Below are 22,400 nucleotides of genomic sequence, written 5' to 3'. Positions count from 1 at the left end.
TGTCCATTCCGGTCCGAGCGCTCACCTATTTCTGGGTGAAGTGTTCGTCCAGGACGGATAGGGCGATGTTGGCTAGCAGCGGTGACAGGATCCCGCCTTGGGGTGTGCCGGTGATGGTCCGGTGTCGGCTGCCGTCCTCGGAGAGGACACCAGCTTTGAGGAACGCCTTCACCAGCCGCAGCACACGTTTGTCTCCGATGCGGTCTCGCATCCGGCCCATGAGGGCCGTGTGGTCGATCGTATCGAAACATGCTTCGATGTCTCCCTCGAACACCCACTCGTAGTTACGGGTTGGTGACCCGAGGAAGTGAATCTCAGCGATAGCGTCCTGCGCCCGGCGCTTCGGGCGGAAACCATACGAGCATGGTTTGAAATCCGCCACGAGATGATCGGCTCCAGCACCAGCTTCAACGAGGCCTGCACAACCCGGTCGGCAGTAGTCGGGATACCCAGAGATCGGACTTTGCCCGAACCCTTGGGGATCGTCTTCTGCCGCACCCGCTGGGGAACGAACCGGCGAGCCTTGAGATCATCCCGCAGCCCGACCAACAATCGCTCAGCACGGGGAGGAAGAGAGCGGGGTATCACCCCGTCAACCCCTGCCGTTCGTGCGCCTCTGTTGCCCCGGACCCGACGCCACGCCACAACGAGGAACGCCGGGTCATAAACGAGGTTGTACAGATCATCGAAGCAACGGCCCGTATCAGCCGTCGCCCATCGGTGCAGCTTCGTCTGCATCACACGTACCCGCCGCCCAGCCTCAACCAGGTCGGGCCACGGTGCGCCGGTATTCACCAGCGACCTCCGTGATCAACACGTCTGCTGCGAACACACTGGACCCCTTCGCCATGTGACCGGCTTTCCCGATCTCGGACTACTACGGGTCCTCCGCCCCACCCCACCGGCATCAGCCGGCAACGGACCTCTCCTACCAACCGGTGAAATACCGACCGGTGAGGAACCGGAGGGATGGTTCCCACACTCGGTTTCCAACCGTTCGACAGGGTCGGTGCCCAACTATGCCCCTGCAACATCGCCACGGCTACGCCGCAGGCCTTCACCATGGCCTCCCGACCGGCGACATAAACCGGCCCAAGAGTCACCCACACGGCATCGCCTTGCGGGTGTGCATCGCTACGCGGCCCTAATCCGCCAGGTTCGAGCCGCTGGGTCTCTTGAGGAGCTTTCGGTCGCTGGTATCTACACGTACACCTTTCTGTCTCGCTAGCCGGACCCGGACCATCTGGCAGTACTGATCCGTTCCGTCGTTGTCAGGGCTGCTTCCCACCCGAACCCCCCGTTCCAGGGGTTCAGGCTGCCCCCAGCTTCAACGTGCCCGCTGCGACGGACACGAGGCGGTGGCCTCCCACCACCGCACGATTGGTAAGCGCCTCGTGGCGCTCGATATCGGCCAGCCATAGACGGTTCGGAGCATCGGCCCCAAAGCGGCGGTCAACCAGATCGGCCGGGCGGGCTGCGTCCTCATCACAGATGGTGGTGCGCTTCTTTTGGCCTCTGACCACGCCCACTAGGCCTTCGAGGCGCATCAGGCGTTCCACTGTGCAACGGGCCGCCCCGATGCCTTCCCGCTGGAGTTGGCGCCATACCTTGCGGGCGCCGTACACCCCGTAGTTCGACTCCCACACCCGGCGAATATGTGGAACAAGCTCAGCGTCCCGGCGGCTACGACCCGAGCAACGGTCCGGTTCGCGTTCGCGACGCTTGTGCTCGTAGTAGGTGGACGGGGCGATCGGCAACTCAGCACAGATCGGCTCGACCCCGAACTCCTGGCGGTTCTCGTCGATGAAGGCGGTCATCTGCGCGGTCGGCGGTCGAGCTCCGCCACCGCGAAATACGCGGACGCCTTCCGCAGAATCTCGTTCGCGCGGCGCAACTCACGGTTCTCCCGACGCAACTCGCGCAACTCTGCCACCTGATCAGACGTCAACCCAGGCCGCAGGCCCTGGTCCCGCTCAGCTCGCCGCACCCACAGCCGCAACGTCTCAGACGAGCAGCCGAACTTGGCAGCAATCGAGCAGATCGCCGCCCACTCAGAACGGTGCTCCCCCCGATGCTCCAACACCATCCGGACAGCCCGCTCCCGAACCTCCGGAGACTCGAGTAGGAACCCCCTTGGTTGATCATCGAAATGCTCCAGGCTAGCGTGTTGGTGTGTTTGGGTTGTCTTGGTTCGGGTCTGTGGGTGTTGGTTGTCGGGGTGGTTCGGTGGTGGGGTGGGGTCAATCTCGGTGGGGCGGTTCACCGGGGCGGTTCAGGGGTCGGTTGGTTGTGGTGGTTGTGTGTTTGGGTTTGGTGGGTTCGTTGTTTGGTGGGGTGGGTGTTTCTCCGGTGTTGGCTGAGGGTGATGTGGGTGGTTCGGGTTTGGTGTTTGGGGATGTGGATGGGGGGTCGGTGCATGCGGGGGCGGTTCGTTCGTTGGCTGATGTGGGGTTGTTTGAGGGTACTTTGTGTGATGGTGGGTTTTGTCCTGGGGATGGTGTTGAGCGTTGGGTGATGGCGGTGTGGTTGGTTCGGGTTCTTGATGGGGTGGATCCGGTTGGTTCTGGTTCCCGGTTTGTGGATGTTGATGCCGGGGTGTGGTGGGCGCCGTTTGTGGAGCGGTTGGCGGTGTTGGGTGTGACGCGGGGTTGTGATGTTGATCGGTTCTGTCCTGGGGATGTGGTGACGAGGGGGCAGATGGCGTCGTTTTTGGTGAGGGCGTTTGGTTGGGTGTCGGCTGCGTCGGCGGGGTTTGCGGATACGGGGGGGAGTGTCCATGAGGCCAATGTGGATGTGTTGGCAGCTGAGGGGGTGACGAGGGGTTGTGATACTGATCCGTTGCGGTTCTGTCCTGGGGATTTGGTGACGAGGGGGCAGATGGCGTCGTTTTTGGTGAGGGCGTTGGGTTTGTTGGATGATCCGTTTGGGGTGTTGGCGCGGGTGGATGGTGCGGTGTTGTCGGTGGGGTCGAATGTGGGGTTTGGTGCGGATGATGTGACGATGAGGGTGGTGGATGGTCTGGTGGATGAGGTTGAGGGTGTGGTTGCTGGTGTGGGGGTGGAGTTGACGTCTGATGTTGGGTTTGATGGTTCGTTTTTGTTGACGTTGGATGTGCCGCCGCCTCCGGCGGAGGATGCGGTTCCGTTGGTGTTGCATTATGGGGATGACGGTGAGGTTGATGTGCGGTTGGGGTTGTGGGATGAGGATGCGGGGACGGTTACGGTGGCGGTGGATGAGTTTTCTTTTTGGGGTTCCGCGTGGAATGTGTCGACGGCGCCTGTACGGTGGGTATGGAAGGCTAACGAAGTCGCTGTGGAAACGGCGGTGAAGGCGGGCAAATTCGTTGTGGATACGGCTGTGGATACGACGGTGACTACGGGTAAGTGGGTTGTGGCTGGGGTTGGGGCTGCGTGGAGGTGGTTTGTTGATATGTTGGATGACGCGGTTGATGGGTTGACCGGGCGTACTGATCCTCCTGATCCATGTTATCAGCGACTCGTGCGTGGTGGTGAGGATGTGGCCTGGTTGGATGGGAATCTGTTGGCTGTGCATGAGTGCTTGAAGTCGGGTGGTAGTGATGTTGCGAAGGTTACGATTAAGTCAAATCGGCGGTACATTCAGTTGGTGACCACGCCTCCGGAGGCTAGGAACGTTGGTGTGGGTTTGTTGGGTGGTTGGGCTGACAATGTAGCTGACTTGGTTGGGAAGATCGAGCCGGTCAAGCCGAACTCGTATGCGTTGTTTGGTGGTGCTGGTATGTCTTATAATCTATCTACTCTGGTTGGTGGAGTGTTTCCTGTGTATGCGTATCAGGCTTATAGTCTTGATGTGGTCAGCTTCTTCTTTAAACTGTTGCTGGACGGCTTCGAGGACATATTGGGGAAGATTTTCGGTCCGGTGATCGTCGAGATCGGGAAGTGTGTTGTCGGGAGTCCAGGAGCTAACTCTGCGGGTTTCGACCGCTTCAAAGACGCGCTCAACTGTATTGCAAAGAATTTGACCATTAGCAACATGAAGAAACACTACGGCAAAGTGTGGGAATTGGCGGATGAGGCAGTCCGGAAGCTGTTGGGCAAGATACTACCCAAGACAGTTAAGAAGCTAGCTACCGGCCCCTGGGCTGATGTCAGTATCTCCCTGTACGACGCGATCAACGACCGACTCAACCCAGGCTCCCAAACCATCCACATCACAACCCAAACCCAAACCCCACAACGCATCGTCTACACCGTTCTCGACGACAACTTGGACTGGGAAGTCTGGGTTATGAACGCGGACGGAACCAACCAGCAACAACTCACCACCAACGACTACGTCTCGGGTCCTCCGGTGTGGTCGCCTGATGGAACCCGAATCGCCTACACCGTCTACGACGACAACAGAGGCTCGGCAGTCTGGGTTATGAACGCGGACGGAACCAACCAGCAACAACTCACCACCGGCTTCGGTCCGGTGTGGTCGCCTGATGGAACCCGAATCGCCTACACCGTCTACGACGACAACTTCGACTGGGAAGTCTGGGTTATGAACGCGGACGGAACCAACCAGCAACAACTCACCACCAACGACTACGGCTACGGTGTGGGTCCTCCGGCGTGGTCGCCTGATGGAACCCGAATCGCCTACACCGCCGGCGACTGGCGAACCGGGACAATCTGGGTTATGAACGCGGACGGAACCAACCAGCAACAACTCACCACCAACTACGGCTTCGGTCCGGTGTGGTCGCCTGATGGAACCCGAATCGCCTACACCGTCTACGGCGACAACTGGGAAGTCTGGGTTATGAACGCGGACGGAACCAACCAGCAACAACTCACCACCAACGACTACGGCTTGAGTCATCCGGTGTGGTCGCCTGATGGAACCCGAATCGCCTACACCGTCTACGACGACAACAGAGGCTCGGCAGTCTGGGTTATGAACGCGGACGGAACCAACCAGCAACAACTCACCACCAACTACGGCTGGTGCCCGGTGTGGTCGCCTGATGGAACCCGAATCGCCTACACCGCCGACGACTGGCCAAACTGGACAGTCTGGGTTATGAACGCGGACGGAACCAACCAGCAACAACTCACCACCAACGGCGGGTGCCCGGTGTGGTCGCCATTAGTCGTGTGAACCGCCGACTTGTATGTGGGTGCTGGTCGCTGGGGCTGTTTGGTCGTAGCGTCTGGTAGGTCGTTGGCTGGGTTGGGTGGTGAACCGTCTGCCACTGTTTTGGGTTGGCTCTCCCGGGGTGTGCCTCCCAGTTGACGGCTGGCTGCGGTCTGGCTCAACAGAGGCGTGATTTCCCCTTGTGTGTCTCGAAGTCGGCATGCCGGCCGTGGTGTCCCAAGATGTCAGAGACCAAAGGACCAGTAATCATGATTATCGGAGTGGATCCGCATAAGGGCAGCCATACCGCTACGGCAGTGGACGCGGCGACGAACACGTCGGTGTCGTCGGTGCGAGTTGATGCCACCATTGGCGGTTACCGGCAGCTGTTGGGTTGGGCGCGTCAGTTCGGGGAGCGACGTTGGGCGGTGGAGAACGCCCGGGGTCTGGGCTGTCATCTCGCCCCGGTGGCTTGTGGCCCAGGACGAGGTGGTGTTTGACGCGTCGACCGCCGCGACCGCCCGGGTGCGTGAGCTGTCTCGGGGCGGGAGACGTAAGAACGACGTGATCGACGCTGCTGCGGCCGCGAGTGTTGCAGCGCTTCACGGTGACGCTTCGGTAGTCGTTGCCGAGGACATAACAGTGGTGTTCGCTCTGTTGGAGGAGCGGAGGGCGAACCTGGCGGCTCAGCGGGTCCGGTCGGTCAACCAGCTCCATGCCCTGCTGAGAGACCTGATTCCGGGCGGTGCGCCGACGGCGCTCAAGGCCAACACAGCAGGGACGCTTCTCCGCAAGATCCGTCCCAAGACACCGCCAGAGGCGACCCGCAAGGCGCTGGCATGGGACCTGGTCAGGGAGATCCGAAGCATAGATACTCGACTGGAGGCGGTCACCGCCCAGATGACCGAAGCCCTCCAAGACTATGGAAGCAGGCTGCTTGAGGTCAACGGTATCGGACCGGTGTTGGCGGTTCGTCTCATCGGCCGCTGCGGACGGGCTTCTCGGTTTCCCAGCTCCGACGCGTTCGCCAACTATGCCGGCGTCGCTCCTGTAGAGGTCTCCTCCGGGGAGCGGGCTGTCCATCGCCTGTCGCGCAGCGGGGATCGGAAACTGAACTCGGCTCTGCATCTCGTCGCTGTTACCCAGGTCCGGATGCGTAACAGCGCGGGGCGGCGCTACTACGACCGCAAGATCAGCGAGGGTAAGACCCACAAAGCAGCAATGCGATGCCTCAAACGCAAGATCGCGTCGTGTGTCTGGCGGCTCATGCTCGCCGACGAACGACAACGATCCCGCGCCAACAGATCCCGACCAGAGGCGGCTTGACAAACACAGAGGCACCCCGGGTTTGCCGGAGAGTGGTTGACCGCCTAGCGCGCTGTGGGATCTTTGGTGACTGTAACGATCGAGGAAACTCGGTGAGGGGCGTACCGTCGGGCCCGGTTGCTGACATACATCTGCCGGTAGGCCCAGCCGTGGGCCAGGGTCTGGTTGAACCCGTTCGACTTTGCCATTGCTCTGGGGCCGATAGGGGTCGGGTGAGTTTGTGAGCGACGCCGAGGTGGGCCAGGGCATCGGCAAAGGCTTGGCCTCAACGGTAGGCCCAGGCGTTGTCGATCACTACCCGATCGATGCAGCATCCCCCGTAGCTGCGTCACCCGGAACAGAGCCGCTAACACCCCCCGAAAAGCAGCCCTCCGGGACATACGTCCACCACTCGGGGACATATGTCCGGGACGTGTGTCCCATTTTAATGAAAACTTGGCTGTCGCCTTTTTCGTCTCGACCCGAGTTGACCGCTCCTGGTGCGGGACATGCGTCCCCCTCCCATTAGCGCCACGATGGGACGTGTGTCCCGGCGCTTGGTTTCCCGGGTTCTGTCTGTCTACTCGATTCCACCAGCCCTCCGGCCTATTGCCACATTCTCTTCGCTGTCCCCGCTGGCTCGCCTTTTCGGGCTCTTCGCGAATGGGTGGGGAGTAGGGGATCTTCCAGGGGGGTCGGAATCCGCCAGAAGTGAGGAGGGGTCCTCCATAATCGGCTGTTGAGAAAACACATCCGAGGCAGGAGGACCCCTGTGGAAGCTGATCCTACGCGCATGTGCGAGCTGCTGGTCGGCCTTGGGGAGGTTGATCTGGTCGGGATCGGCGACGGAGGCGGGGACGAACCGTTGGAGGTAGTGATCCGCTCCCGGCGACCCCGCCCGACCTGTGATGACTGTGGCAGCCGGTTGTGGTCGAAGGGGTATCGGACGGTGGTGTTGGTGGACCTGCCGGCGTTCGGGCGGCCTGTTCGGTTGCGGTGGCGGAAACGGCGCTGGGCGTGCCCGAATCCTGGGTGCGCGGTTGGGTCGTTCGTGGAACAGGATCCGGGGATTGGTCCGGAGCGGGCATTGTTGACATCGAGGGCGGCTCGGTGGGTGACCGTCCAGGTCGGGAAGCTGGGTCGCCCGGTCGATGAGGTCGCTACAGAACTGGGTTGTGGATGGCATACGGTGAACAACGAGGTTGCCCGTTGGGGCGAAGCCCTGTTGGAGGCCGACACCTCTCGGGTCGGCCAAGTTGAGGCTGTGGGGGTGGACGAGACCCTGTTCTGGCGTCAGGGCCGCTGGCGGACCAAGGTGTGGTGCACCTCTGTGGTCGATGTCGGAGGCCGCCAGCTGATCGACATCGTGGCTGGTAGGACAGCTGAAAGCGCCGCCCGGTGGTTCCGGTCACAACCGGTGGAGTGGCGAGACGGGATCCGCTGGGCCGTGCTGGACATGTCCGGCCCGTATCGGACCGCGTATGACAGGGTGCTGCCCAACGCCGCGCAGGTCGCAGACCCGTTCCATGTGATACGGCTCGCTAACCAGCGACTCGACGAAGTACGCCGCCGAGTTCAGAACGAAACCCTCGGGCACCGAGGCCGAAAACACGACCCCCTGTATCGGATACGGCGGCTACTCACCTCCGCCTCGGAACGGATCAGCGACCGGGGCCGCATCCGGCTGCGGGGTCTCTTGGACGCCGGCGACCCCCACGGAGAAGTCCGCACAGCCTGGCACGCCAAAGAGACCGTACGGGGCATCTACCAAATCGACAGCATCCCAACCGCCCTCCGATACACCCTCCAACTCGCCGACGACCTCCAACACGAATCCTGCCCACCCGAGATCAACAAACTGGGCCGAACCATCGCCCGCTGGACCCCCCAGATCGCCAACTGGCACATATCCAAAGTGACCAACGGACCCACCGAAGCCCTCAACAACCTCATCAAACGCATCAAGCGAACAGCCTTCGGGTTCCGCAACTTCGCGAACTACCGAATCAGAGCACTCCTCTACGCCGGGAAACCCAACTGGAACCTACTCACCACCATCACTCCCCACTGAAACGCGATGAGCCCCTTTTCGCTGCCTGGTGGGGGTTCCACTTGGGCTGGATTGTTTGGCTGGGCGGCCGGGGGTGTTGTCTCGAGCGCTGCTGGGAGGTGTGTCCCTCTGGGTGGGGCCTGGGCGGCTGTTCCCCGACAGGAGCGGGCTGGCAGCTTGTTGTGGGGGTCTGTGTGTCGTTGGCCTGGGCGTTCTGTCTCGTGTGCCGATCGTAAAGGCCTTTTGTCGGAGGGGATGCGCGACCGGTCGCGGTTGAGCGCGACCGCTGTGGGGGTGGATGCGCGACCGGGTTGGGGGTCGTCTTGGGTATGTTCGGTGACGACAGCTCGCCCGGTGACGGTCTCTGTCGGTTGGGGACCTATACAGCGGGATGGTATGGGACTTCCGGTGATGAGCAGAAAGGGAGGTGCGGATGAGCAACCAGATCCTATGTTTGGTGGCCGGTCGGGGTGGGCTGGTGGCCCGTAGGCGGGAGGGGGGGTGGAATAGGTGGGCTGCGGTTATGGTTGGTGGTAGTGGAGGTGGTGCAGTGGATTGTGAGACGTTTCTGGCTAGCGAGCCGGTGTTCACCGGTTCAGAACTGGCCGCCTTTTTGGCCGGGCATGGTGTGGCCCACCCTGTTGGGGACGCCCGCCGTCTCGAGGAGTGGTGGGTGCGGGCGGGACGGGTCGTGGCTGTGCGGCCGGACTTGTTCGCGGTGGTGGCCGATGGTGTCGACCCGGCTCGGTTCCAGCCGATTCCGGATCTGGTCGCGACCAAGATGGCCCCGGACGCGGTGGTGTCGCACCACGCGGCGCTTGATTTTTGGGGGATCTCGTACTCGTTGTGGTTCGACGCCGTGTACTCGGCTACCGACCCTGCCCCTCCTATGGTTTATGGGGCGATGTGCTATCGGGGTGTTCGATTCCCGCAGCGGCTCATAGATTCGGGGAGTCAGCATTTCGGGGTGGTAACCGAAACCTATGCAGACGGGACTGTGCGGGTGACGACGATGGAGCGCACCCTGGTGGATGTGCTGGCGGATCCCGACTATGGGGGGAGTTGGGACGAGATCTACCAGTCTGTGACCCGGGCGGATAGCATCGACGTCGAGGTGGTGGCCGCCTACTGTCATCTGCGGGACGGGGGGCCGGCCCTGCGAGCAAAAGTGGGGTTCTTCTTGGACCAGCACCGCGAGCTGTGGGGAATCGACAATGGCGACTTGGACCGGTTCCGCCCTCCCGGTCCGCGGGGGCGGATGTTCGTGTTCGACACTTTCCCCCGCAAGCGTACCCACTATGTGGAGGACTGGAACCTGGTGGTACCGGTAGAGGTCGTGGAACGGCAATGGGAACTGGTCTTCTGACCCCACCGACCCGCCGGGAGCTCAACGTCTTAGCCGCTGCCAGCGGCTTCGTCGCCGACCGGATCGAAAAGACAGTGCGGCTCCTGGCACTAGCCGACGATATCGCCGCCCACCCCTACCTCGGCAGGCGGCTGGCGCTGACGGGGGGCACCGCGCTCAACCTGTTCGTCCTCGCGGTGCCCCGCCTGTCGTTCGATTTGGACTACCACTACATCGGAGCCGAAGACCGAGCCACGATGAAGGCGGAGCGGCCACACATCGAGGACGCCCTAGCGCGTCTGCTCCCGGCCCACGGGCTGGGGGTGAAGAGGCGGCCCAACCTCGAACGCGACCATGCGGGCGGCAAATGGGACCTCCGATACCGTAACGCCTTCGGCCGCAGTGAAGGTCTCTCGGTGGACGTTGGCTACGTACGGCGGGTGCCTCTCTGGCCCCCAACACGTCACGACTCGCAGCGGTTGGGTCGGTGGCAGGCCACCGGTGTGCCCCTATTCGATATCCACGAGATCGCCGCTGGCAAACTCTCAGCGTTATACGACCGCGGATACGCCCGAGATCTGTTCGACGCCGGGCTGATCCCCGACCTCCCGGGGCTGGACCCGGCCAAGCTTCGCACCGCCTTCGTCATCTACGGCGGCGGAGCCCGCCCCGACTGGCGAGCAGTCTGCGCCAACCGCCCGGCGATGGTCGAGGCCCGCGACCTGGGCCGCCAACTCCGCCCCGCGCTGACCCACACTGACGCACAGCGTACCCTGCCAGCCACAGCAGACACCTACCTCACCGAGCTCGAGGCCAAAGCCGCCCCCGCTCGGCGGATCGTGCTCCCCTTCACCCCATCCGAGCAAGCCTTCTTGGACATGCTCCTCGACTGGGGCCGGGTAGAACCCCAGCTACTCACCGCAGACGAGCGTCTCAAACGCCGCATCGCAGCAGAACCATGGCTGCGATGGAAATCTCACAACACCCGCCGGCGCCTGCCCGCCCAGCCGGTAGGTGTCCACATCCGCCGCTACCAACCCGACAACTCGGGCTGGGAAGTAGCCACCATCGGACACCACAGCCCCCCACGCCCGCTGTCCGGCCCGCACCCCACGCTCAAAGAAGCCGAGGGGGCCCGCGACTTCCTGGTCGGGCTCCTCAACGCCCACCCAAAGCTACACATCATGGGACCGGACCCCCACCCGAGGGACCAAGTACCGACGGTGAGGGTCTTCTCACACGCCCCGAACGAACCCTGGCACCTGCTATGCCTCAACACCGAAGGCACAGTAGACGCCATATCCCCGCCGTACCCGACCCGCCAAGCAGCCACCCACACCCTGGAACAACTCGGTCTCCTCACCGCCGCCACCGCCACCCGCGACATCGGGAACCGCGCCGTAGTCGCACCCACATCCACCTCCTGCCAATGCTCGCTCAAGGGGTGGCGGTGCGAACACACCGAGCTGAGCGCACCAGAGGTCGAGCCCCCCGACCGTGGACACGGACGGAGCCTATGAAACGAACAGAAAGCCGGAGCCCCTCGGCCCGGAGGAACCACCCCGACAAACATCTACACCACCACATCCGGGAGTCCTGACAAACCGACACGCCAGCCCCGCCGGACGGTCCGACCAGCCGGTCGCCCACCACCGGAGATGCTACTGATCCCGACGGACTCCGCGTAAGCCGAGTCCTTCAAGCTGCTAAAGGAGGCGCCACTACGCAGCCGCTAAACGAAGGTAAGGATCACCGAGCGGGCCTGACCAAGGGTCGAAAATATCCGCCCAGCGGACCAACCCGGACGTGACGTCACGCTGGGTAGACAGCAGCTGTAACTACATCAACCCGCTTGGATGCAGGGACTCCTAGACGAGTTTCTCGATGTAGGGCATGAACGTCTCATGGAATCGGTGCATGGCATCCGACAAGACTACATAGCCAGCGTCGCGTTCGTCCGCAGACGAGCGCCAGCCACAGGCTCCCTCTGGAACTCTGTAGATACGGCAAGAACGGACCTTGGGATTGTTTTCCCACACCAGCTTGGCATCGAGAGCATTGTGAATTGTCTCCCGGTCGCTAGCAATCGAGTTGTACAACTCGTCATTCTGCTCGCCGTCTCCCGACTCGATGCGCAACTGGACCCGACATGAGTTCATCCGGACCCAGAACTGAAAGCAGAAGGGGCCTTTGCTGACAATGGCTACATACGAGGCTCCGCGACCAGCTGTACTGGCCTTGAACAAGTCGCCCCTACTGCTCATCACTTTCTGCAGCCCTGTCCAGAACTCCCTCTGCGCTACCTCACGATCACGGTCAGCGTCCGAAGGCGGCCTGGGTCCCGTTGCCGTAACCGATTTCCACTCATTCGGTCCGGCTACAAGCCGGAACCGGAACCCGGGCACCGAGTCACCTATCCGGCCCGCTTCGATGGCAACCAGGAACAGCCGGATGCCGTCGGATCCGTAGGCCTCCGAATAGCGGTTCCACTCGTCCGCCACCGCTACGAACTCGTCACGGTGGGACTCGGCAACAACTATCACGGCTCGACACTCGAGACCGACCGCGTAGGACAGGGCCCGGGTCAGGTGATCGTGGTCGGCCTCGCCGTACTGGTTCTCGACCGCCCAATTGCGACCGTCAGCGTCCTTGGCGAGGATGTCGAGTCTGCGGCCTCCGGGTACTTCGACCTCCGTGCTATCCAACTCCAACTCGCCGATTACCAAGTGGTCGGACAGGGCCTCGAGGTTGTCGGCAAGCCAGGGAGTGAAGTCCTTCGCCTCTCCCGGCCACACCTCGCGGATGTCGATCAGCTTGAACTCTTGGGGTGGACTCGGCACTGTCATAACCCGAACAGCCTAACCCCGATGTGTCAGGCCGTCACGGCCGGCCGCTACCGTGCGGGGCCCCCGAGGTCCGCCTAGCCTCCATCCCCTCGCCGAGGAGCCGAGCGCGTCTTTGCTGGGTACCCCCGGGGCGTTGTTGTGGGGAGGTCCCGGGGGGTGTCGAGCCATGGGTTCTACAGAACGTCGAGCGCCGCTATCGCCGCTAGCCGCCGTGGTACGGTGGACACCGTGGTACGCCAGCAGAGGCGAGCGGGATGGGGCGAAGGTACGGGCCCAGCTGCTCGCTAAGGATGGGTGGCGATGCCAGATCACCGGGCCGGCCTGCTCAATAACAGGACGGAGGTTGACCACATCGTCGGTGTGGCCCTGGGCGGAGATGACCGGCCCGAGGACGTGCGGGCTGCCTGCCAATCGTGCAATCGTGGCCGCCCCGACGGGCGTACCCGCGGATCGCAGTTCCGGATCGTGTAAGCGGTGACGGGCTATCGGGTTTGCCAGGAGTGCGGCGCCGAGGGCGTGGGGCGGGAGGGCCGGAAGTATTGCGACCAGGTGTGCTCCAAGCGGGACCACCGCCGCCGAGCTCGGGAACGGCGCCGGGCGAAGCTCGGGCCGCGCGAGTGTGCTACCTGCGGCGACCTGTTCGAGCGGAAGCAGGGGCGGATCTACTGCTCGGATGGCTGCCGGAAAGCATCCAAGCGAGCCAAGCGCAAGGGCGACAGGCCGGCCCGGACATGTGCTCGGGAGGGGTGCTCGGCGCCGGTAGCGTCGCGGATGCGCTACTGCCCAGCCCACCGGATTTGTGAAGCTCCCGAGTGTCAGACGGTCGCCGTGGTGACGTTGCCCGCTGGCCGCTACTGCGGTACCCACAAGTACCGGGCGGAGAACGGCATACCGCTGGACGCTCCGATAATCCCTCGGGGCGGGGGTAACAGCAACAGCGGGGGCTGGGAGCGGCCGGAGTGTGAGGTCGAGGGCTGTGAGAGGAAGGGGCGGGTCGGCCGTGGAGCGGCGAATAAGTGCTACCCCCACGCCCAGGGCCGCCGGGACGGTGACGGCGCCGGGTTGGCTACGGGTATGAGGCGCCGAAATACCGAAGGGTACGTGGAGGTTCGGCTGCCCTCGGGCGATTGGGCGCTGGAGCACCGGGTCGTTATGGAGTACGCCCTCGGCCGCGGCCTCCGGTCCGACGAGTACGTCCACCACCGGAACGCCATCCGCGACGACAACCGGATCGAGAACCTGGAGCTATGGGATCGGGTACACCCTCCCGGCGCCCGCGTAGCCGACCGAATCGCCTGGGCTGTCCGCTACCTGCGCCGTCACAGCTACGAAGTCCGGGAAGGCTAGCGACTGATAGCAAGAGTTTTAGGGATCGGAGGGAGACAATAGGGGGGTGTCCCTGTCTTGTTGTCAAGCCGCTTCGGGCAGTTTCTCGGGTTGGCGGGGTTGGTAGGGCGTTTGGGTCTTGAGCATGGCCAGGATGATGTTGGTGCGTCGGCGGGCGACGCAGATGACCGCGGCGTTGTGGTCTTTGCCGTGGGCGCGTTTGCGTAGGTAGTAGGCGCGGGCGTCGGGGTCGTGTCGGGTGGCGACGAACGCGGCGATGAACATGGCGTTCTTGAGTCGGTGGTTTCCGCCTCGTGATCGTCCTGTTCGGTGGCTGCGGCCTGATTGTCGGTCCACGGGGGCTAGCCCGGCGTAGGCGGCTAGCCGTGCGGGGTTGGCGAACCGGTGCGGGTCGCCGATCTCAGCGAGGGTTCTCGCGCCGGTTCTGGGTCCGAACCCGCACATGCTGTTGAGGACTTTTCCCAGCGGATGCTCCAAGAAGGCCTGCTCGATGTCGGCTTCGAGGCGTTGTCGGCGGTCGATGATCCGGTCCAGGTCGGCGGCCAAGTCGCCGATGGTTTCGCCCCAGGTTGCCTCGGCTGGCACCGTGACGGTCTGGGAGCTGAGCGCAGCCCAGATCTGGTTGGTGAGTGTGGTGGCGGTGCGCTTGGATCGTTTGGAGATCAGCGTCCGCACCCGGGCTTTGCCGGCCGTTCGCAGCGCTGTGGGGGTGGGGTATTTCACCAGCGCGGCTCTGAGACCAGGTGTCGACATCAGCCTTTCTCCCACGGCGCTTTCCAGAGCCGGGGACACGGCTAATAGGGCGTCTCTCAGGCGGTTTACGGTTCTTGTCGCGTCGGAGGCCAGGTCTGTGTCCCGACCGTTGAGGATCCGCAGACGGGCCAACAGCTCATCGGTGACAGTCGTCCAACTCAGACGATCCGCGTTACGCCAGGCGTAGTCGGCCAGCACCTGGGCGTCCTTGGGGTCGGTCTTGGCCGCACCTGCGTAGAGGTCGGCAGCTCGGCGCATCGCCAGGCCGGTGACATAGGCCACCGGAATCGTCATCTCTGCGGCGACGGTGAGCGCCAGCACAGCCGCCGACGAGGTCATATCAACCACCAACGCCGGGCGGCCGTGGTCCCCAGCGTCGTCGATCATCCGCCGGATCGCTGATTCGTCGTTGGGAACCGCTCGGGCGAACAGCGCCTTACCGCTGGCCGACACCGCACAGGCGTAATGGTTGCCCTTGGCGATGTCTATACCGACGAACACTCCGGGAGCGGGCGTAGGGCTCTCACCCATTCAGTTGGTCCTCTCTAGTCGCAAACTCCTTCGGCAGCTACTCGAGGGCACCAACGCCTCAACCACTTTACGAACCAGCCCCCTGTCGGTGCATGTCCCTGTAAGAGGTCGCAGGCACCCAACCACGGCGGGTGGCAACACCCCCCAGGCCATCTCTCTGACAGGGGGACAAAGCCCTGCCCGCCGCGGCGAGCAACCAGCCCCGATATTCACACATCAGAGCTACTCAACAAGGTAAAGGGGGACTCCAAGAGCACCGACCCCAACGGCCGGCTTCCCAAGCCCGAACCCCAACACTCACCGAGGAGCTCGTGCTCCGAACCCAAATCAGCTAGAACAGAACCCAACAACAGAGGCGACGGAACTCGGGCGGTATCGATATGGCCTCAGACCCCTCCACTTCGGGTCAGCACACCAACAGACTCAAATATCCCGACTCCACGAAACACTCATAACTGATAGCAGAATATCGGGTAGGGCGTGTACCGGCTAGGCATCGGGCGACCAGAGGGCTTGGCGGTACTGGCGGAGGATCCGGATCGACTCGTAGAGCTCGGGGCAAACTCTGTGCTGCGCCGCAGGCCGGCCCTGCCACTCAAGCTCGGTGCTCCACAGCCGGGTGAGGGTGTGGACGGTGGCGACGTGCACATGGCGGTAGTGGAGCCAGCCGTCGACGATGGGCAGGTCAACGGGCCAAGAACGCCCGGTCGAAGTGGACGCTGGCGCCGGTGAGGGGCGCCTACCGGTAGCCTACGCCGGCGCCGACCAGCAGGTCGAGCACATAGCCCTACACGTCCCGGAGGCTCGTAGACGAGAGGGCCACATGCTCGAGGAGGCCGTTTGTCCGAAGTGAATTCCCTCGACCCGCGGGTCCAAAAGTCGGCGGGTAATGGTGTTGCCGTCGGCATCCTGGTATACGCCCAGGTGCACCAGTACCCACTCGCCCGCGGCCACTATGCACAGGTCGGGCACGGTGACGGCCACATCTACCTCGAAGATCTGATCAGCCGCCGGGTCGAGGCCCCCGTCTCCAGGTCCACCCACACCAGGCGGTCAGTCACCGGTTCTCCCCTCGGGCCATTACGGATGCGCCCGTTCCGTCGGAGTGGGAACTCGCAGAATTGAGCACGGCCCCCGACGATGGCGAAGATTCCGGCTGATACATATCCCGCATAGAGGAAAGCGGACACAATGATCGAAACCGTTGGAGAGGTCGCCCGTACCGTCTGGAAGGAACTCGGCTACGGATACCGAGAAGACGTCTACGAAAAGGCCATGGCCCACGAAATGCGCACCACCCATCCCAACCTGGAGTTCGCTGTCGAAGCCTACGTAGAAATCCTATACAAAGGTGTAGCAGTAGGATTGCAGCGTCTCGACTTCGTCATCGATGGAGAGTTGGCGGTCGAACTAAAGACCGGGGCGAAAATATCCCCAGCCCACCGGGCACAAACGGAAGCGTATCTCCGGACCACACGCTTTGAGAAGGGACTCCTCGTCTGTTTTACGCCCACAGGCGTCATGTGTGAGTTGATGCCCTCTTCGTGAGGTCATGACGAGGCCCATAGGGGGGAGTGTCCCGACCGGGATAGCTAGGGCTTTCGGGTAGGGGTTTTGCCGGCTGTTGGGGGCTAGTGGGTGACGACTTGGGCCCAGTCGTGCATTACGGGCCGTCGGCGTTCTAGGTAGTCGCCGCGGCTGTAGGCGGCTTCGACACCGCCGACGGTGTGGGCGAGTGCTGCTTCGGCTACTTCTCGGGGTACGCCGGTCTCGCCGCACCAGGTACGGAAGCTGGCACGGAGTCCATGTGGGGAACAGGCGAGTTGGAGGCTGCGGAACAGACCGGCAACGGTCGAGTGGCTGACCGGTCTACCGGTCTGGCCGGGGAAGATCAGACCCGTATCGTCCCACCGGTCCCGAGCCTCGGCCAAGACGTGGAGGGCTTGTGGGCTAAGCGGTATCCGGTGCTCCCGCCCGACCTTCATCCGGGAGGCTGGAATCGTCCAGGTAGCTGTGGCGGTGTCGATCTCGGACCAGCGGGCGCCGCGGCCCTCGATCGTGCGACAAGCGGTCAACGCCAACCAGCGTGTCAATAACCGCACCGCTGGGCTAGCCCCCGAACCGTCGACCGTGTCGAGCGCCGCCCGAACCTCAGAAGCCGGTAGCGCCCGGTGGTGGCGGACCCGCCCGTGGCGGGGAAGCGCCGCGGTAAGCGCCGGGATCGGATCATCGGTGCGCAGTCCCTTAGCCCGAGCCCACGAGAACACGGTACCGATCCGGGTCTTGAGCACCTTGGCCGCGGCGGGTTTCTCCCCCCATACCGGCTCCAGCACTGCCAACAGGTCACCGCTCGTGATCTCGCCCACCGGAGTGTCCCCCAGGGTGGGGAAAAGGTGACGCTCGAAACTGTTCCGCCAGCTGATCCCGATCCGCGAACCCGCTTTCCAGCCTGGTTCGTGAAGGGCGATCACCCGCTCGGTAGCAGCCCGGAACGTGACCTCGCCAACACCGTCTCTGGGATCCCGACCGGCCCTCACCGCCCGGTGGATCTCAACCGCCTGCTCGCGAGCCTCTGCCAAGGTGACCAGAGGAAACGGGCCGATACCCATAGAAGTTTGACGCTTGGTAGCCGGGTCGTAAACTCGTACCGACCAAGACCGCGATACCCGCCCGCTCGACTTCATCCGCTTCACCAGAAGGGACAAACCATGCCCGCCTCTGCCGTCACCGTACCGACCCGGGCGGGTCACCGTCCGCACGAACGCCGCCGTGAGCGGAGCGCCTTTGCGTCTCACCATCATCCCACCTCACTCGTTGCCCGCAGCGAGGACGCTACCAGTTACCACATTAGGCGCGCAAATCAGTGACATCCCATGACACCCTATGAAACCCCAGAACCCACCACCCAGCCACAAAACCCCAGGCCAACAGCACATTCTGAACTCACATGGGTACTAACGGAACAAAACCTTGCGATTCCGCAGACAGACCACTAGCCTTGCCGCCATGCTCCTCCCGCCCGATCGAAGGCATCCGGCCGTCCGGCCGAGGCACCACGATGATCGTGGTGGTCGGTGCTGATCGTCAGCGACGTGCATGGAGCATTTTCCGAGCTGGCCCGGGTCGCCTCGCGTGGAGAACCTCTCCTGGTACTCGGCGATCTGCTCAACTTCGTGGACTACCGGACCGGCCGGGGGATCGCCGCCGACGTGTACGGCCGGGAATACGCCCTGGAGTTCATACGTAACCGCAAGACCGGCGACTGGCCGGCCAACCGCCGCCTGTGGCGGCGGGTCCAGGAGGGACGGGCGCCCGAGCTGGCCGAACGCATCCGGACCGCGGTACGCCGCCAGTACCGGGCGGCGCGCCGGGCCCTACTCCCTGCCGAGAAGGCCTACGTGATCCACGGCAACGTGGACTGGCCGGAGGAGATGGCATCTGCATTGTCGGGAGCGGCGGCGCTGGTGGACGGTGAGGTGGTCGAGATCGAGGGTTACTCGATCGGGTTCGCCGGGGGAGGGGTGCCGACCCCGGCCCGGGCCCGGGGTGAGGTGTCGCACGAGGCCATGGCCGCCAAGCTGGACGCCCTGGGTCGGGTGGACATTCTCTGTACCCATGTTGCGCCCTCGGTGGCGCCGCTCCGCCGGGACGTGGTGACGGGCATGCTGGAGCGATCGTCCTCCGAGGTGCTGGACTACCTGGTCAGCCACCAGCCTCTCTACCACTATTTCGGAGACATCCACCAGCCCCAGGCGCACGCGTGGCGGGTGGGACGCACCGTCTGCCGCAATGTCGGCTACTTCCGGGCCACGGCTCGCGCGGTGCGCCACGGCTGAAGTGTCACTGTCCGGTGGTACGTTGTCGACATGGTGTTTCCGGGGCCGGTTCAACTGGGGCGCGGGGTGGTCGTCAACCCGGGCGATCCCGATCCGATCGGGGGGCTGCCCAGGGTGCGGGTGGATCAGGATCTCCTGGATTCACCCGAGTCGTTGGCCGGGACGGTGGACCGGTTGCATCGGGCCTGGTCGGATCGAGACCCTGTAGCTGTCGAGTTGGCCGTTGACCAGGAGGAGCTCCGCCGCGCGGTCATAGAGGAGAGTCCGCTGTGGTGGCTCGGAACGGACTTCACCATCCTCAGAGAGCGGCTCCACTTCCTGGTCTGGGCCAACAACTGGGACTGCCGCGGTGCTGCCCCGGTGTGGTGGTGGGCCTCGAAGGCCGCCCGGCTGGGCGCCGGCGAGGGCGGTCCCACCGACATAGTCCTCCGGAACGGTGAGCATGCCTGGGTGGACGGCGGCCCGCGGGAGCCGCTCGACCTGCCAGTGGTGCACGCCGAGTCAGTCGAGGCGGGCCGTCTCCACCTGGCCGGCTCAACAGCGGGGCCCGACCCGGATCTGGACCCCGCCCAGCGGGCAGCGGTCGAGCATGGCGGAGGCCCCGCCCGCATCATCGCCACTGCCGGATCGGGCAAGACCCGGACCCTCCTGGCTCGGCTCGCCCACCTGGTCGATCACCGGGGGGTCGAGCCCGGTCTGGTGACCGCGGTCGCCTACAACAACCGGGCGGCCGCCCAGATGAGGGAGCGTCTGGGGCGGCGGGACCTCCACATCCGCACCATCCACTCCCTGGGGTGGGCGATCGTCCGGGAAGCCCTGCCGGACGTGCGCCTACTCAGCGAGGGAGAGGTCCGGGGCCGGCTCCGGGGTCTGGTGCCGAGCCGGCGCGTTCTCAACAAGGACGTCATCGGTCCCTACCTGGAGGCGTTGTCGGACGCCCGCCTGGCGCTGCGGGACCCGGCCGAGGTGGAGGAGGACCGCGACGACATCCCCGGCTTCGCGGAGGTCTTCAGGCGCTACCGCTACCGCCTCGAACGCCACAGCCTGGTCGACTACGACGAGCAGATCTACCGGGCCATCGAGCTGCTGCTCCGCGACCCCGACCTCCGGGTCCGGTGGCAGTCCAGATGCCGGCACCTGCTGGTCGACGAGTTCCAGGACCTTACGCCGGCCTACGTGCTGTTGCTCCGGGTGCTGTCCTCGCCGCGGCTCAACGTGTTCGGGGTGGGGGACGACGACCAGACCATCTACGGGTACGCGGGGGCGGACCCTCGCTTCCTGGTGGACTTCGACCGGTTCTTCCCCGCCGCGGCGGAGCACGCGCTGGAGATGAACTACCGGTCGCCGGCCGCGGCGATCAAGGCGGGTAACCACCTGCTGACCGGCAACCTCGTCCGGGTGCCGAAGGCCGCCAGCCCTGCGCCCGGCGCGCCGGAGGGGACCGACGGCCTCAGGATCCTCGAGCGGCCCGATCGGGAAGTGACCGGGGAGGCGATCGATCGGGTTCGGATGTGGCTGGAGGGCGGGACCCCTCCCGGCCAGGTGGCGGTGCTGGCCCGGGTCAACTCGGCCCTTCTCCCCGTGCTGGCCGGGTTGGACCGGGCCGGGCTTCCGCTGAACTCCAGGATCGACCCCGGACTGCTCGACCGGTCGGTCATGAGATCGGTCTTGGCCTGGATTCGCCTGAGCCTCCGGCCGGAGGAGATGCGGCGCCAGGACCTGCTCGAAGCGGTCCGCCGCCCTTCCCGGGGCCTCAACCGCCTGGCGGACCGGCGCCTGCAACGCCGCGTGTTCTCCCTGGAGGATCTCCGTGAGCTGGCGGTGGGCTTGGAGGGCCGCCAGGCCGAGGCATGGGTCACGTGGGTTCATGACCTCGCCGGGCTGGCCGGCGAGGCAAGGAATGGACGGGTCGGACCCGTGCTCCGGCGGCTGATCGATCGCATCGGTCTGGAGCGTTCGGCGCACTTGCTGGATCGGAACCGGACCCGGGTGGACAAGGCGGGTCACACCGACGATCTGGTGGCGCTCCAGCGGACTGCCTCCGTGTACGGCGACGTGGGAACGTTCGAGGAGGACCTTCGGGCAGTGCTGGCGAGACACCGCGGCGCCGGCGAGGTACGGGACGGTGTCACCCTTTCCACGGTCCACCGGGTCAAGGGCATGGAGTGGGACCGGGTGCTGGTCTTCGGGGCCGATCGGGGCCTGATGCCCCACACGCTGTCGGAGAATGTGGAGGAGGAGCGGCGGATCCTTTACGTGGCCATCACCCGAGCCCGCCGGCAGGCGGTGGTGGTGGCGGACGCCGGCCGTCCCTCGCGGTTCCTGGCCGAGATGCGGGGCCGGCCGGTTCGGGAGGCTCCGGACTCGGCCGTCCGATCACCGGCGGCGGTAAAGCAGACCGACACGCCCGAGGAGGTCGATCCCGAGTTGTTCGAGAAGCTCAAGACCTGGCGTCGTGACAGATCCAAGGAGCTCGATGTCCCGGCCTACATCCTGTTCTCGAACCGTACCCTCGAGGGGATAGCGGCTCGGCGGCCGCGGAACGAGCACGAATTGCTGGCGGTCAGCGGCGTCGGTCCTACTAAATTGGAACTGTACGGGGAGGAGGTGCTGGAGATCGTGCGGGAGGGTTCCTCGTCCTGAGCACGCGGCCGTCCTTCTGCGCGCCTGTCCGTCACACGAGGGGTAAGCACCGCGTCCCCGGCCGACCCGGAAGGTGGGGTTAGAGGGTGTCCGAATCGACTGTCCAGACCATTGAGATAGACGCTCCACCGGCCAGGTGTTTCGAGGTTGCGGCCGACCTGGAGGCCTATCCCGAGTGGGCCGGCGGCGTGCGGCGGGTCTCGGTCCACGAGAAGGACGCCCAGGGCCGGCCCGTCAGAGCCACCCTCGTGGTGGACGCCATGATCAGGCAGGTCGAGGTCACGTTCCGCTACACCTTCGATCCGCCGCGTGCCATCCGCTGGACGGCCGAGCCAGGCCGGGACATCCTCGAGTTGGACGGGTCCTACGAGTTCCGCGAGCTCGGAGAGGGGACCACGGCCGTCTACATGCTGAGAGTGGTCCCCGGATTCGACATCCCCGGGTTCCTCCGGAGCCAGGCCGAGAAGCAGATAGTGGGCACGGCCTTGCGGGCGCTCCGGAAGCGGGCCGAAGGAAGCTGACCGGTCCGACAGGCTCCCTCGCTCGGCGGCCGCCGGATCCTCTGCCGTCGCACCCCCTACCAGACCCTGGACGCGCCCGTTCCGGCGCTGGAGGGTGCGCCGGAACGGACGGAGGGAGGCTGG

The 22,400-nt window shown here is 64.4% G+C and carries 16 protein-coding genes, 2 pseudogenes and 1 other annotated feature; of the genes and pseudogenes, 12 read left to right on the top strand and 6 right to left on the bottom strand.

What is annotated here, in order from left to right; genetic code table 11:
- Nucleotides 1-25: 25 nt before the first annotated feature.
- Together ACOQPD_RS03390 and ACOQPD_RS03385 are read right to left on the bottom strand one after the other, a co-directional pair.
- Entirely contained in the window at nucleotides 26-382 is a 357-nt protein-coding gene (locus ACOQPD_RS03390) for a reverse transcriptase domain-containing protein (protein WP_420613496.1), read from the bottom strand.
- 1,024 nt (nucleotides 383-1,406) lie between these two features.
- Nucleotides 1,407-2,086 (bottom strand): annotated as a pseudogene (locus ACOQPD_RS03385) (IS3 family transposase); the annotation flags it as partial.
- Nucleotides 1,743-1,859: a sequence feature (AL1L pseudoknot), on the bottom strand. It overlaps the preceding pseudogene by 117 nt.
- Nucleotides 2,087-2,289: 203 nt before the next feature.
- Between ACOQPD_RS03385 and ACOQPD_RS03380 the strand changes: the two are divergent.
- Both ACOQPD_RS03380 and ACOQPD_RS03375 read left to right on the top strand, forming a co-directional pair.
- Nucleotides 2,290-5,124, top strand: coding sequence for a DUF5050 domain-containing protein (locus ACOQPD_RS03380; protein WP_420614424.1), 2,835 nt, complete (start codon nucleotides 2,290-2,292; stop codon nucleotides 5,122-5,124).
- A 468-nt stretch (nucleotides 5,125-5,592) separates the two neighbouring features.
- Complete coding sequence (locus ACOQPD_RS03375) at nucleotides 5,593-6,426, top strand: IS110 family transposase (RefSeq protein ID WP_420613495.1); 834 nt, start codon at nucleotides 5,593-5,595, stop codon at nucleotides 6,424-6,426.
- A gap of 33 nt (nucleotides 6,427-6,459) precedes the next feature.
- Here ACOQPD_RS03375 and ACOQPD_RS03370 read toward each other — a convergent pair.
- Nucleotides 6,460-6,733 (bottom strand): annotated as a pseudogene (locus ACOQPD_RS03370) (integrase core domain-containing protein); the annotation flags it as partial.
- 444 nt (nucleotides 6,734-7,177) lie between these two features.
- Here ACOQPD_RS03370 and ACOQPD_RS03365 point away from each other — a divergent pair.
- The 3 genes from ACOQPD_RS03365 (at nucleotide 7,178) to ACOQPD_RS03355 (ending at nucleotide 11,320) form a co-directional block, all read left to right on the top strand.
- Entirely contained in the window at nucleotides 7,178-8,476 is a 1,299-nt protein-coding gene (locus ACOQPD_RS03365; RefSeq protein ID WP_420612458.1) for an ISL3 family transposase, read from the top strand.
- Nucleotides 8,477-9,005: 529 nt separating this feature from the next.
- Entirely contained in the window at nucleotides 9,006-9,821 is an 816-nt protein-coding gene (locus tag ACOQPD_RS03360; protein ID WP_420613494.1) for a type IV toxin-antitoxin system AbiEi family antitoxin domain-containing protein, read from the top strand.
- Entirely contained in the window at nucleotides 9,803-11,320 is a 1,518-nt protein-coding gene (locus ACOQPD_RS03355) for a nucleotidyl transferase AbiEii/AbiGii toxin family protein (RefSeq protein WP_420613493.1), read from the top strand. Before ACOQPD_RS03360 ends, ACOQPD_RS03355 begins: the two co-directional genes overlap by 19 nt.
- A gap of 348 nt (nucleotides 11,321-11,668) precedes the next feature.
- Here the strand turns inward: ACOQPD_RS03355 and ACOQPD_RS03350 are convergent, their stop codons facing one another.
- Entirely contained in the window at nucleotides 11,669-12,646 is a 978-nt protein-coding gene (locus ACOQPD_RS03350; RefSeq protein WP_420613492.1) for a DUF4268 domain-containing protein, read from the bottom strand.
- A 300-nt stretch (nucleotides 12,647-12,946) separates the two neighbouring features.
- On the opposite strand from ACOQPD_RS03350, the gene ACOQPD_RS03345 reads away from it, so the two are divergent.
- A complete protein-coding gene (locus tag ACOQPD_RS03345; protein WP_420613491.1) occupies nucleotides 12,947-13,117 on the top strand; it encodes an HNH endonuclease in 171 nt (56 codons plus the stop codon).
- A gap of 3 nt (nucleotides 13,118-13,120) precedes the next feature.
- Nucleotides 13,121-13,993, top strand: coding sequence for an HNH endonuclease (locus ACOQPD_RS03340; protein ID WP_420613490.1), 873 nt, complete (start codon nucleotides 13,121-13,123; stop codon nucleotides 13,991-13,993).
- Between the two features lie 63 nt (nucleotides 13,994-14,056).
- Here the strand turns inward: ACOQPD_RS03340 and ACOQPD_RS03335 are convergent, their stop codons facing one another.
- Nucleotides 14,057-15,277, bottom strand: a complete 1,221-nt coding sequence (locus tag ACOQPD_RS03335; protein ID WP_420613489.1) for an IS110 family transposase — start codon at nucleotides 15,275-15,277, stop codon at nucleotides 14,057-14,059.
- Between the two features lie 676 nt (nucleotides 15,278-15,953).
- On the opposite strand from ACOQPD_RS03335, the gene ACOQPD_RS03330 reads away from it, so the two are divergent.
- Entirely contained in the window at nucleotides 15,954-16,130 is a 177-nt protein-coding gene (locus ACOQPD_RS03330; RefSeq protein ID WP_420613488.1) for a hypothetical protein, read from the top strand.
- Nucleotides 16,131-16,468: 338 nt separating this feature from the next.
- Nucleotides 16,469-16,825 (top strand): GxxExxY protein, encoded by a 357-nt coding sequence (locus ACOQPD_RS03325; protein WP_420613487.1) that lies wholly within the window; start codon nucleotides 16,469-16,471, stop codon nucleotides 16,823-16,825.
- An 83-nt stretch (nucleotides 16,826-16,908) separates the two neighbouring features.
- Here ACOQPD_RS03325 and ACOQPD_RS03320 read toward each other — a convergent pair whose 3' ends face one another.
- A complete protein-coding gene (locus ACOQPD_RS03320; RefSeq protein ID WP_420613486.1) occupies nucleotides 16,909-18,075 on the bottom strand; it encodes a tyrosine-type recombinase/integrase in 1,167 nt (388 codons plus the stop codon).
- Nucleotides 18,076-18,351: 276 nt separating this feature from the next.
- Between ACOQPD_RS03320 and ACOQPD_RS03315 the strand changes: the two genes are divergently transcribed.
- From ACOQPD_RS03315 to ACOQPD_RS03305, 3 genes are all read left to right on the top strand, one after another.
- Nucleotides 18,352-19,113: a metallophosphoesterase family protein gene (locus ACOQPD_RS03315; protein WP_420613485.1), complete on the top strand. Its 762-nt coding sequence runs from the start codon at nucleotides 18,352-18,354 to the stop codon at nucleotides 19,111-19,113.
- A gap of 30 nt (nucleotides 19,114-19,143) precedes the next feature.
- On the top strand, nucleotides 19,144-21,756 hold the full coding sequence (locus ACOQPD_RS03310) for an ATP-dependent DNA helicase UvrD2 (RefSeq protein ID WP_420613484.1): 2,613 nt from the start codon (nucleotides 19,144-19,146) through the stop codon (nucleotides 21,754-21,756).
- An 86-nt stretch (nucleotides 21,757-21,842) separates the two neighbouring features.
- A complete protein-coding gene (locus tag ACOQPD_RS03305; protein ID WP_420613483.1) occupies nucleotides 21,843-22,277 on the top strand; it encodes an SRPBCC family protein in 435 nt (144 codons plus the stop codon).
- Nucleotides 22,278-22,400: the final 123 nt, after the last annotated feature.

The sequence above is a fragment of the Candidatus Spongiisocius sp. genome (genome assembly GCF_965221825.1).
Lineage (GTDB): Bacteria > Actinomycetota > Acidimicrobiia > Spongiisociales > Spongiisociaceae > Spongiisocius.
The sequence above is the reverse complement of the archived record's forward strand: the minus strand, read 5'-3'. Positions and strand labels throughout refer to the sequence as shown.